The sequence below is a fragment of the Micromonospora mangrovicola genome (assembly GCF_047200535.1).
GTDB lineage: Bacteria > Actinomycetota > Actinomycetes > Mycobacteriales > Micromonosporaceae > Micromonospora.
In genome coordinates, this window is the sequence record NZ_JBJZOG010000157.1 from 1 (window position 1) to 9,900 (window position 9,900).

General features: G+C 70.0%; 11 protein-coding genes. 9 read left to right on the forward strand and 2 right to left on the reverse strand.

Annotated features, from left to right (window positions below):
- Together ACL02O_RS32320 and ACL02O_RS32325 are read left to right on the forward strand one after the other, a co-directional pair.
- The coding region (locus tag ACL02O_RS32320) for a hypothetical protein (RefSeq protein WP_412821979.1) at positions 1 to 473 on the forward strand (473 nt) is incomplete at its 5' end.
- A gap of 176 nt (positions 474 to 649) precedes the next feature.
- Positions 650 to 1,315, forward strand: coding sequence for a TOPRIM nucleotidyl transferase/hydrolase domain-containing protein (locus tag ACL02O_RS32325; protein WP_412821980.1), 666 nt, complete (start codon positions 650 to 652; stop codon positions 1,313 to 1,315).
- Positions 1,316 to 1,404: 89 nt separating this feature from the next.
- Here ACL02O_RS32325 and ACL02O_RS32330 read toward each other — a convergent pair whose 3' ends face one another.
- Both ACL02O_RS32330 and ACL02O_RS32335 read right to left on the reverse strand, forming a co-directional pair.
- Positions 1,405 to 2,193, reverse strand: coding sequence for a hypothetical protein (locus ACL02O_RS32330; RefSeq protein WP_412821981.1), 789 nt, complete (start codon positions 2,191 to 2,193; stop codon positions 1,405 to 1,407).
- 406 nt (positions 2,194 to 2,599) lie between these two features.
- The gene (locus ACL02O_RS32335) at positions 2,600 to 3,178 is read right to left on the reverse strand and encodes a hypothetical protein (protein WP_412821982.1); all 579 of its coding nucleotides are present in this window, start codon (positions 3,176 to 3,178) and stop codon (positions 2,600 to 2,602) included.
- A 190-nt stretch (positions 3,179 to 3,368) separates the two neighbouring features.
- Here ACL02O_RS32335 and ACL02O_RS32340 point away from each other — a divergent pair, with 190 nt between their 5' ends.
- The 7 genes from ACL02O_RS32340 (at position 3,369) to ACL02O_RS32370 (ending at position 9,889) form a co-directional block, all read left to right on the forward strand.
- A complete protein-coding gene (locus ACL02O_RS32340; RefSeq protein ID WP_412821983.1) occupies positions 3,369 to 4,121 on the forward strand; it encodes a hypothetical protein in 753 nt (250 codons plus the stop codon).
- A gap of 182 nt (positions 4,122 to 4,303) precedes the next feature.
- Positions 4,304 to 5,494 carry a helix-turn-helix domain-containing protein gene (locus ACL02O_RS32345; RefSeq protein WP_412821984.1) on the forward strand — a complete coding sequence of 397 codons (1,191 nt, stop codon included), beginning with the start codon at positions 4,304 to 4,306 and terminating at the stop codon, positions 5,492 to 5,494.
- A gap of 332 nt (positions 5,495 to 5,826) precedes the next feature.
- Entirely contained in the window at positions 5,827 to 6,177 is a 351-nt protein-coding gene (locus ACL02O_RS32350; protein ID WP_412821988.1) for a hypothetical protein, read from the forward strand.
- Positions 6,174 to 6,392: a hypothetical protein gene (locus ACL02O_RS32355; protein ID WP_387281129.1), complete on the forward strand. Its 219-nt coding sequence runs from the start codon at positions 6,174 to 6,176 to the stop codon at positions 6,390 to 6,392. Before ACL02O_RS32350 ends, ACL02O_RS32355 begins: the two co-directional genes overlap by 4 nt.
- 461 nt (positions 6,393 to 6,853) lie before the next feature.
- Positions 6,854 to 7,900, forward strand: coding sequence for a multicopper oxidase family protein (locus ACL02O_RS32360; RefSeq protein ID WP_412821985.1), 1,047 nt, complete (start codon positions 6,854 to 6,856; stop codon positions 7,898 to 7,900).
- A gap of 85 nt (positions 7,901 to 7,985) precedes the next feature.
- A complete protein-coding gene (locus ACL02O_RS32365) occupies positions 7,986 to 9,434 on the forward strand; it encodes a multicopper oxidase domain-containing protein (RefSeq protein WP_412821986.1) in 1,449 nt (482 codons plus the stop codon).
- Positions 9,435 to 9,505: 71 nt separating this feature from the next.
- The gene (locus ACL02O_RS32370; protein WP_412821987.1) at positions 9,506 to 9,889 is read left to right on the forward strand and encodes a hypothetical protein; all 384 of its coding nucleotides are present in this window, start codon (positions 9,506 to 9,508) and stop codon (positions 9,887 to 9,889) included.
- Positions 9,890 to 9,900: the final 11 nt, after the last annotated feature.

Below are 9,900 nucleotides of genomic sequence, written 5' to 3' on the forward strand. Positions count from 1 at the left end.
ACACGGGCTTGCACACAGTCCGTCGCCTCGCGGTCCATCTTGCGGCGAACGGCCGCCTGCCCGAGCCGCTGGCGGAGGCCCACCGCGCGAGTGACGACGCGCTGCTGGGCAACGTCTACGCCGCCCTGCCGTCGGACCCTCCCGGTCCGTTCGACCACCTGATTTACCACTCTGACTGCGAGGGCTACTACGTACCCGTCGACTCTGAGCACGTCATCGTGGACGAGAAGGCCCCGGGTGGCTACCTCGGCTCCTCGGTGCGGCTGCTGGAGGAGACTCGTCGGATCGCCCGGACGCTGGGCCTTCCCGAGGACCTCAACCCCGACTCCGAAGAGGTTTTCGAGACCGCGGACAGCGACGAGCCAGCTACCGAGGGGTGGCAGCGCCACGGCGTCGAGGCGTACGTCTGCCTGCAACTCCTGCGGGCCTCGGAACTGTCCATTGCGACCGGATCGGCCATCGCCTTCTGCTGAAGGTGTGGAGAATCGTCCAGATGGGGATGCGTAGTTAATCCCTGGCCGACCGCCAGGTGCATCACCGATGATTGCGGCCATGCGCGCCGGCAGGCACCCGACAGGTGACCGGCCAGGCGTTGGGCGGATGTTCGGGACAGCGTTCTCTGCTATGACAACCGGACGGGGAAACCAACATGGATGTCACGGATCGCCGTGAGCCTGGCCGGGCGGCGCTCGATGGCCCCTTGGGTGGCAATGCGGCCTCGATCCGGGCGACCGCCCGCGCCCTGGCGAAGGTCGAGTCCGCCGTGGCCGCGGTGCTCGTCGAGGGCATCAGCGACCAGATCGCGCTGAAGACGGCCGCGGTGGGCCGCGGCCGGGACCTCGATGCGGAGCGGGTTGTGATCGTGCCGATGGGCGGGGCGCACGCGATCGGCCGCTTCCTGACGAGGCTGGGCCCGCTCGGCACCCGGCTGCGCCTTGCCGGCCTGTGCGACCTGCGTGAGGAGGAGATATTCCGGCGCGGACTGGACGTGACGGGGGTTGGCTCACCCCGTACGCGCACGGACATGGAGCACCTCGGGTTCTACGTGTGCGTCAGCGATCTGGAGGAGGAGCTGATCCGCGCCGTGGGCCCGGCAGGAGTCGAGGTGCTCTTCGACTCGCAGGGCGACCTCCGATCGTTCCGCTCGTTCCAGAGCCAGCCCGCGTGGCGCGGCCGGGAGCCCGAAGCGCAGATGTGGCGGTTCATCCGCAGCAGCTCGCGCCGCAGCCTGCGCTACACCCGCCTGCTCGTCGAGGCGGCAGCCGGCCGGGATGCCCTGCCGCGGCCGCTCGACGCGCTGCTCGCCACCGTGTGACCCGCCGAAGGGCGGCGATCCGCACGTCGCGCAGACTGACACCGGCCCGGATCTGTGCGCCGATCCCTTGCCGGTGAGCTCGCCCGCGTTCAGCTGACTGTCAGGGTGAAGGCCCCGAACTGGCTGCCGCGCTGCACGTAGTGCGGCAGGTAGAGCTTCCACGTGACCGTCAGCTCGCGCCCCGCCCGCATCGAGGCCGGTACCTCGGCGACCATTTCGAACACGGCGGCGCCGCCGGCGGGGATCTGCGTGAGCGGGCGGCAGCTCAGCCGGTACAGCTGGGACGTGTTCACCGCATCGTTCGTCGCGTCGCCGAGGGAGAAGCGCTCCATCAGATAGCCCGGGCAGGGGTCCAGCGCGAGCGGGCCGCCGGTCGGATTGCCGAGCGTCACGCGGAAGGCGAGCCGCGACCCGGCCGCGGCGGTGGACGGCCCCGCGACAGTGACGGTGAGCTGGTCGAGCGGCGACGACGGGGGTGTCGACACGGCGACCGGCTCGGTGAACCCGCTCGCGTACAGCGTCGCCCGGGCGGTGGGATTGATCCCCTCGCCCCGCTGGCAGCCGGGGCGGTCGTCGGCGCTGATCGGCGCGCGCAGCGTGCCGCCGCCGTGCGGCACCTCGATCGCGAGCTCCAGCGTCCCGTCGGTCGGTTGGCAGAACGGCCCGGACCAGTCCAGGCGCAGGCTGGCACGGCCACCGGCGGGCACGGCGACGACCCGGGCCCGGGCCTCCTCGTTGATGCCGTGCGCATAGAGCATGGGAATCTCGCGACCGCCGGCGAGCATGGTGACGGGTACCTCGCCCTGCAATGTGCACTCGACCTTCGAGGTGTTCCGCACGTCCACTTGTCCGATGAGTTTGCCGATGGCGGCGTCCATGCCTCGGGGTGTCTCCCCGCCGCCGCCGGGCCGACTCCAGCTGGTGAGCCGGCCGGACAGCTGCTCCGCCCGGCACGGCTTGCTCCCGGCGGCCGGGGACCGCGGTCCGGCCGGGCGCCCGTTGAGGTCCTCCGCCGTGATCTTCAGATCGGCCCACGGCACACTGCCGTCGGCGAGCAGCGAGGCGGGCGCCGACCCCGCGGCCGGCCGGTCCGGGCCGGGTCGGGCGTTCGGGTCGGCGCAGGCCGCGGCAACGGCGAGCACGATTAGCAGCGGCAACAGTCGACGCATGCCACCACCCTCACACTGCGGGACGGCACCGCGCCTGAGTAGCTGTGCTCACCGAGGGCGGAGGCCGGACGTGGCACAGCAACACACTCTCTCACCACGCGAGGACTCCGAACGGTTACCCGACGTCGCGGCGCCAGATTCGCCCCCAGCCGTCCCCGTCAGAAGGGGCACGCCAACGTGCCGCAGGACCGTCCGGGTGGGCGCCGCAGGTCGGGCACGCGCGACCTGGCCGGCGACGTTCGCGCCCGCAGGCGAGGCAGTGCGTTTCGACGCTGAGCCCGGCGGCGTGGCGGTCGAGCACCGCCTGCACGACCGTGGCGAGAGGTGGGGTGGGATGGTGCTTCGGGTCGGGACAGTAGGCGATCCCGCACCAGCCCCACGAGTACCAGGGCGGTGCCGACTGTGGGACGCGCACGCCGACCGCCTTCTCCCCGCGCCGTCGCGCGGCGTACGCCTGTGCCCGCGGCAGGACCACGTCGCGAACCCGCTGAAGTTCGTCCGCGGCGCGCACGAGTGCGTCGGGATCATCTTCGAGCCTGCGTGGGATACGAGCGGAGACGATCAGGTGGTGCCAGGTGGCGCGGAACCCGTACGGAGCACAGTGCAGCGCGCACTCCCGCAACGCGTACAGCCTCCGGTGCAGCGGGAGTGTGCTGTCGCGGACGCGGATCGCCTGCGCGGGAAAGCTGGTCACCGAGGCAAGCATGGATCGCCTGCCGGACACGCACCACCGCGTTTCGCTGCCCGCACCGATCACCGGGCGGAGACGGAACCGCCACTGGTCGCCCACCCGACAACCGCGATGACCACGCCACTGCGGCACCCGCGGCACGCGGCGTATCCCGCGCTAGGCTGAGCGGCCACGGGCAACTCAGGGTGGCGTCATGGGCATCGACTACAGCTTCGAGGTGTACGTACACCATCGCGACGCCGCTGGCCTCCTCACTGCGGTCGCCGCGCTCTGCGAACGTCGCGCACAGGTGACGACGGTGGTGCTGCCCGGCGGTACGTCGGTGCCGCTCCCGGGAAGTTACGGCTTCGAGACCGGCCGGACGATGACATTGGCCGACGTGGTCGCCGGCCGCCACCGGTCAACCTTCGACCTGTCGCTCTGCTTTCCGCAGGACGATCCGCTGCGTGGATACCGAGACGACGACGTGAACCGCCGCAACGTCGATCCCGCGCGGGCCTGGCCGGATGGTTCGACCCGAATCTCGGTGGGCTACATCTACCTCAGCGTCTTCGATGGTTCGTCGCTCCTGCCGGAGCACTGGATGCTCAGCTTTACACCGGCGACCAGTGCGCAGAGCCGGCTGTTCCTGTCATCTCCCTCCATTAGGGAAACCTTCACCTCACTCGCGTTGTCCGTCGCGGCGCCGCTGTGCCTGTTCGACGTCGAGGAATCACACAAGATTGTCGTGACGGCGCAGGCTCGGCGCGTCACCACGCAGATTCCGGGCCCGTCCGTGCTCTGGGACAGACGCGCACCGGAGGATGAGGCGTACCGCGAGTTGCTGGCGCGGCTGGCCGGGCAGCCGTTGGCCCCGAGGTGGATCGCCGGCCCGGAGCACGAGATCTATCAGACGTTCATCGACAGCCTCATCCGCAACTCCCAGGTGAGCGGCGTCCTTCGCTGACCCCGTGTGACAGGCGACGGCACGGTCACAGCCATCGGCTACGACTCAAGCCAACCCTGTCGCCTGCCACGGCATCCGCTCACACGCGGCCCAGGGCAGCGCGGTGTACCGTCCTAGTGGCGGCCGGCCAGCGTGCGGGCCGGCCCGCAGTCCCAGTCGTGCACCTGGGAAGCAGGCGAACTATGGCCAGGAAAACCGACACGATCGGCGCCCGGATCCGCTACTGGAGGATGCGCCGTGGCGGGATGAGCCAAGCCGTCCTCGCTGGGCTGGCGGGCGTCAGCCAGTCGTACATCTCGCAGGTGGAGTCCGGCCGCAAGACCATTGACCGTCGCTCCACCCTGGTGGCGATTGCCGCTGCCTTGCAGGTCACGGTGGCTGACCTGCTCGGTCAGGGCACGGAGCCCGGCGACCCGGCCCGGGAGCGTGCCGCCGAGTGGGTGCCGGCGATCTGGTCCGCGCTCATCGAGATCGAGGACGGTGAGCGTAGACCGTTGACCCGGACCAGGCGCGAGCTGGCCACCGATATCGCCCGCAGCGACCAACTGCGCAACGGCTCCAACTATCCGGCGATGGCCCGCTTGCTTCCTGGCCTGTTGCTGGAGGCCGCCGCGGTCGGGGGGAACGTGCTCGCCCAGGCGGCGTACCAGGCCTCGACGTGCCTGCGGCATCTCGGATACCGGCACCTGGCGCTCAACGCCGCGCGGGTGGCGGTGGCCGCTGCGGAGGGAGCCGAGGAACCGGCGTGGCTGGCGGCGTCCCGGTTCGCATACGCGCAGAGCCTGCCGATCGAGGCCGCACCACTGGCTGCCAGGGCTGCCGACCGGTCCTTGGCTGAGCTTCAGTCCGCCGCCGCCGACGAGAGGGTCCGGCAGATGCTCGGTCAGCTTCACCTTTCGGCTGCGTTGGCTTCGACGGTGAGTGGGCGGGTAGACCTCGCTCGCGATCATCTCGCCGCAGCGGCGGGTGAGGCGGCGACCCTCGGAGATCCGCCGGACGGTGCGGGCTTCAACGGCTGCGGGTTCGGGCCGACGAACGTGGTCCTGTGGGAGATGTCCATCGCGGCGGAGTCGGGTGAGCCGGGCCGGGTGATCGAGCTGTCCCGGACTGTACGGCCGCAGGTGCTCGCGGCGTCGAATCGCCAGATGTCGTACTGGGTCGACCTCGGCCGCGCGCTGGCCGAGTCCGGCCGCCGCGACCCGGAGGCGCTGGCGGCGTTCGTGCGGGCGGAGCAGGCCGCACCGGTGCCGTTCGCGCTGAACCCCCTCGTCCAAGGCGCCGTCGTGGCCATGGCGCAACGTGCGAAGCAGCGGGCCGTACCGAACGATCTGCGGCTGCTGGCGGGCCGGATGGGCATCAACCTGGCGTCATAACCAACGGTGATTTCGCCCTCACCGATCCGCCCTACTGTCCGATTCGGAGGAGGCACTCGCCTCCCGTGGCCGGGTGCGGCGGAGCCAGATGTCTCTACAGGCTGACCGTCCGCGCCCCTACCGGCGGAGGTGGGGATGGGTGGTCGGCGCGACGCCGCCAGAGTGAGTGTGGGCCAGCAGATCCAGGCGGCCGAGCGGGAGGCGGCAAAGCGGCGGCCCCTCGCCCTGGCCGAGGAGGACCGGACACCGCTCGAGGAAATCGATCGGACAGTGCCGGGCGCGCGCTCGCGTTGCCTGACCAGCGGCGGCAGAGGTGATGACCTCGCAGCACCATCCGTCGCGTACGAGGCGTACCTGCTCGCCGTCGCGCTGACGCTCGCCCGGCGGCACCGGCCGGTCTGGTGCTGGCGGAGGTGGCGGCGGGTCTGTCGCTGCGGAGCCGACCTGCCCTGCCGCGTTCGCCACCGGATCCCGATCAGTCGTGGGCACTGGCCGGCGGGGGCCGGGCGGTGAGGCAGGAGCAGCAGATCCTCGGCGTACATCTGCGGGGCCTCGACGGCATGTGCGTGGGGTGCCGGGCGTGGTGGGCGCGGCTCACCCCGTACCCCCGTTGGCAGGTGGAGTGGGCGACCAGCCGGCAGGCGCGGGTGGTCACGGCGCGGTTTCTGGGGGGCGGCGCATGACCACGCACGGGCCGGTGCTGCCGATCTGGAGCTGCGGTGGCTGCGGCGCGCCGTGGCCGTGCGCGACCCGTCGGCGGGAGCTGCGGGCGGAGTTCGCGGACGCGCCGGTCTCGCTGGCGCTGTACATGGGTGCACAGCTCGTCCGCGCCACAGCGGATCTGAGCTGGGCGCCGGCCGGCACGCTGCATCGGCGCTTCCTCGGCTGGCTGCGGTGAGCGACCTGGGTCATCTGCGCGACGAGCGGCCCATGCTACGCATCCAGCGGCTCGTCTGAGGCGGCCCAGCCCTCGGCGCTCACGCTTGTCGCGGACCTCGCGGCGCAGGACCTTGCCGATCTGGGAGCGGGGCAGCTCCTCGACCACCACGACCCGGCGGGGCACCTTGTAGCGGGCGCGGGTGCTGCCGGCGGGTCTTTCGGGCCGCCCGGGGTTGGTGCCGACGGCGCGGTTGCCAGCACCACGCCGCGAGCGGGACGCGCGCTGACCGTCGGGCTCCCGGCCAGCCGGCCATGCCGGTTTGGCCTAGGGCAGTGGTTCAAACCGGGCTGTCCCGCTGGGTGTCGCCACCGCAGATGGTCAGTCGTGCTGAGGCGTGTGGTGATCGTCTCCTTCACTTTTGACGACCACAGTAGTAAAAACAACTCGACTAGTTTTTAAGCACCCCCAGGGAGGGTGTCATGCTGAGAAAGCAGCTTCTGACGATGGCGGTGGCCTTCGCCGTCGCCATCGCGGTCCCCGTCTGGCTCGCCCCGGCCGGCGCATCGGTCGCGTCCGGGATGACCGGCACCGACGCCGCGCACGGCACCGCACCCGAGTCGTCCTCGACGTCGGGATCGGAGCAGGGCGCAGCCACGGACTGGAAGGCCATGGACGAGCAGATGGCCAAGCGGGACAAGTCGTTTCCCGCAGCCACCAAGGGAGAAGGTGGCAAGGACCTCGCGCCCACCGTGCTCGCCGACGGCACCAAGGAATTCCACCTCACCGCCGCGCCGACGAAGTGGGAGATCGAGCCGGGCAAGACTGTCGACGCCTGGGCCTTCAACGGAACGGTGCCGGGGCCGACGATCCACGTGAACGTCGGCGACAAGGTCAAGATCGTGGTTGAGAACCAGCTCCCCGAGTCGACAAGCGTGCACTGGCACGGCATGCAGGTACCCAACGACATGGATGGCGTGTCCGACGTGACTCAGGACCCGATCCCACCGGGCAAGAGCTTCACCTACACCTGGGACGCGACGCGGCCGATGGTCACCTGGTACCACTCGCACCACGACGGCACCAAGCAGGTGACCAGTGGCCTGTACGGCGGCATCGAAGTGGGTGACATCCCGACGCCGAACAACATCAAGCCGAGCCAGGTCGTACTGATGCAGATGCAGGATGCCGGCACCATCGGCATGACGATCAACGGGAAGTCGTTCCCGGCCACCAAGCCGATCGACGCGCATCTCGGCGACTGGGTCGAGATCACGTACATCAACGTGGGCACCATGGAGCACCCGATGCACCTGCACGGGGTCGACCAACTGGTGATCGCCAAGGACGGCTTCCCGTTGCCGGCGCCGTACAAGGCCGACACCGTCCCCGTGTCACCCGGCGAGCGCTACACGGTCCTGGTGCACGCCGACGCCAAGGGCACCTGGGCGTTCCACTGCCACATCTTCCCCCACTCGGAAGGGTCACAGGGAATGTTCGGCCTCTTCACCGAGATGCGCATCTCCTGACCGCGCGGCAACTTCCCGCGCGCGGAAACCCGCTCCCGCCCCTGTCTTCCCGCTGTGGCATGTCATGCGATTTGGAGGTCTTGCCGTGCCCCTCAACTCCTCAAGCCCCCCGGTACCAGACTCCCCCGGGCCCCTGCCCTCGTCCTCGGACGGTCGCGGTGGCATCGCGGCATGGTTCGGCGACCTCTTCCCGATCCTCACCAGCGGCGTCGCGCTGGGCCTGCTCATCGGATTCGTCTTCGTGGGGCTCGCGCAGCCGCACAACGCCCCGAACCTGGCCGCCTCGGGGGAGACGTCCGCCGCGAGCGCCGGTAAGTCCGCTCCGGGTGCCGGTAAGAAGCTCAGCTTCGACATCGAGCTGGGCGACATGTACGTCAAGCCCGCCTCGATCAGCGTGCCGCGCGGAGCGGACGTGACGGTCAACCTCACCAACAAGGGGAACCAGCAGCACACCCTCGCACTGGAGGGCGCGGACACGCCGTTGCTCGATCCGGGCAGGTCGTCGACCGTCCACTGGGGTGTGGTCAACACCTCCACGCAGGCCTGGTGCCTGGTGCCGGGCCACAAGGACGCCGGGATGCTGCTCGCGGTCAACGTCGAGGGCGAGCAGGCGCAGGCCGCCACGGGCAGCGCCGGCGGTGGCACCGACGCGAAGATCGATGCCAGCGCCAAGCCTTCCGCCGACTGGAAGCCGGTCGACCCGACGCTCCAGCCTGCCGAGGGCGGCACGACGCACAACGTCACGTTGCACGTCCAGGAGAAGACCATGGAGGTCGCGCCGGGCGTCAAGCAGGTCCGGTGGACCTACAACGGCACGGCCCCCGGGCCGGTCCTGCACGGCAAGGTCGGTGACGTGTTCAACGTCCACCTCGTCAACGACGGCGCGATGGAGCACTCCATCGACTTCCACGCCTCAAAGGTGGCGCCCAACGTCCAGATGCGGAAGATCAAGCCCGGCGAGTCGCTGGACTACCAGTTCAAGGCCCAGTTCTCCGGCATCTTCACGTACCACTGCGGGGCCGACCCGATGATCTATCACATGGGCAACGGCATGTACGGTGCCGTCGTCGTCGACCCGCCGCACCTCGGCAAGGTGGACAAGGAGATCGTCCTCGTCCAGTCCGAGCTGAACCTCGGACCGCAGGGTCAGCCCGGTGACCTGAAGAAGATGATGACGGGCACCGACGACGCGGTCGTCTTCAACGGCTACTACAACCAGTACGCCTTCGCCCCGATCAAGGTCGCTCCCGGCGCCCGCGTCCGGGTGTGGCTCGACAACGCCGGCCCCAACCAGAACATGGCATTCCACGTCGTCGGCACGATCTTCGACACGGTGTGGAAGGAAGGCGCGTACCGGTTGCAGCCCGGCAACGCGGAGCAAGGCGGATCGCAGACCCTCGACCTGCAGCCCACCCAGGGCGGCTTCGTCGAGTTCACCCTGCCCGACGCGGGGACGTACCCGTTCATCACGCACAAGATGATGAACATGTCCCGCGGCGCGCTCGGCATCTTCCAGGTAGGAGGCAACCAGTGAGCGCCACGACCGAAGCCACCGCCGCCACCAGCGCAACCGTTCCGGCCGTCCCGGTTGGAAAGGTCACGGCAGTGCGGAACACCGCAGCGCTTGCCGTCGCCGCCGTGTGCTCCGTACTGGCTGGCTTGATCCACTACGCCGTGGTGCCGGAGCACCGGACCGCATGGGTCGGGTACGCGGTTTTCTTCACCCTGCTCGGGGCGTTCCAGCTGATCTGGGCCGCCGCAGTCTGGACCGTCCCGCGCCCGTGGCTGCTCAGCCTCGGCGTGGTGGCCAACGCAGCCGCGATCGCCCTGTGGGCGGCCAGCCGTACGGTCGGCCTTCCCTTCGGCCCGGATGCGGGCGAACCTGAGTCGGTCGGCGTCATCGATGTGCTCTGCGTCCTCGCCGAGGCGGTGGCCCTCACCGCCGCAGTTGCGGCGCTGTGGGGTTCGATCCGCCGACGGCGCAGCTGACGCGTCAGCAG

What these genes read in the sequence shown, in the direction of transcription:
- ACL02O_RS32325 (WP_412821980.1), top strand. Translation starts at nt 650, where the DNA reads ATGGATGTCACGGATCGCCGTGAGCCTGGCCGGGCGGCGCTCGATGGC.
- ACL02O_RS32330 (WP_412821981.1), bottom strand. Translation starts at nt 2,193, where the DNA reads ATGGACGCCGCCATCGGCAAACTCATCGGACAAGTGGACGTGCGGAAC.
- ACL02O_RS32340 (WP_412821983.1), top strand. Translation starts at nt 3,369, where the DNA reads ATGGGCATCGACTACAGCTTCGAGGTGTACGTACACCATCGCGACGCC.
- ACL02O_RS32345 (WP_412821984.1), top strand. Translation starts at nt 4,304, where the DNA reads ATGGCCAGGAAAACCGACACGATCGGCGCCCGGATCCGCTACTGGAGG.
- ACL02O_RS32355 (WP_387281129.1), top strand. Translation starts at nt 6,174, where the DNA reads ATGACCACGCACGGGCCGGTGCTGCCGATCTGGAGCTGCGGTGGCTGC.
- ACL02O_RS32360 (WP_412821985.1), top strand. Translation starts at nt 6,854, where the DNA reads ATGCTGAGAAAGCAGCTTCTGACGATGGCGGTGGCCTTCGCCGTCGCC.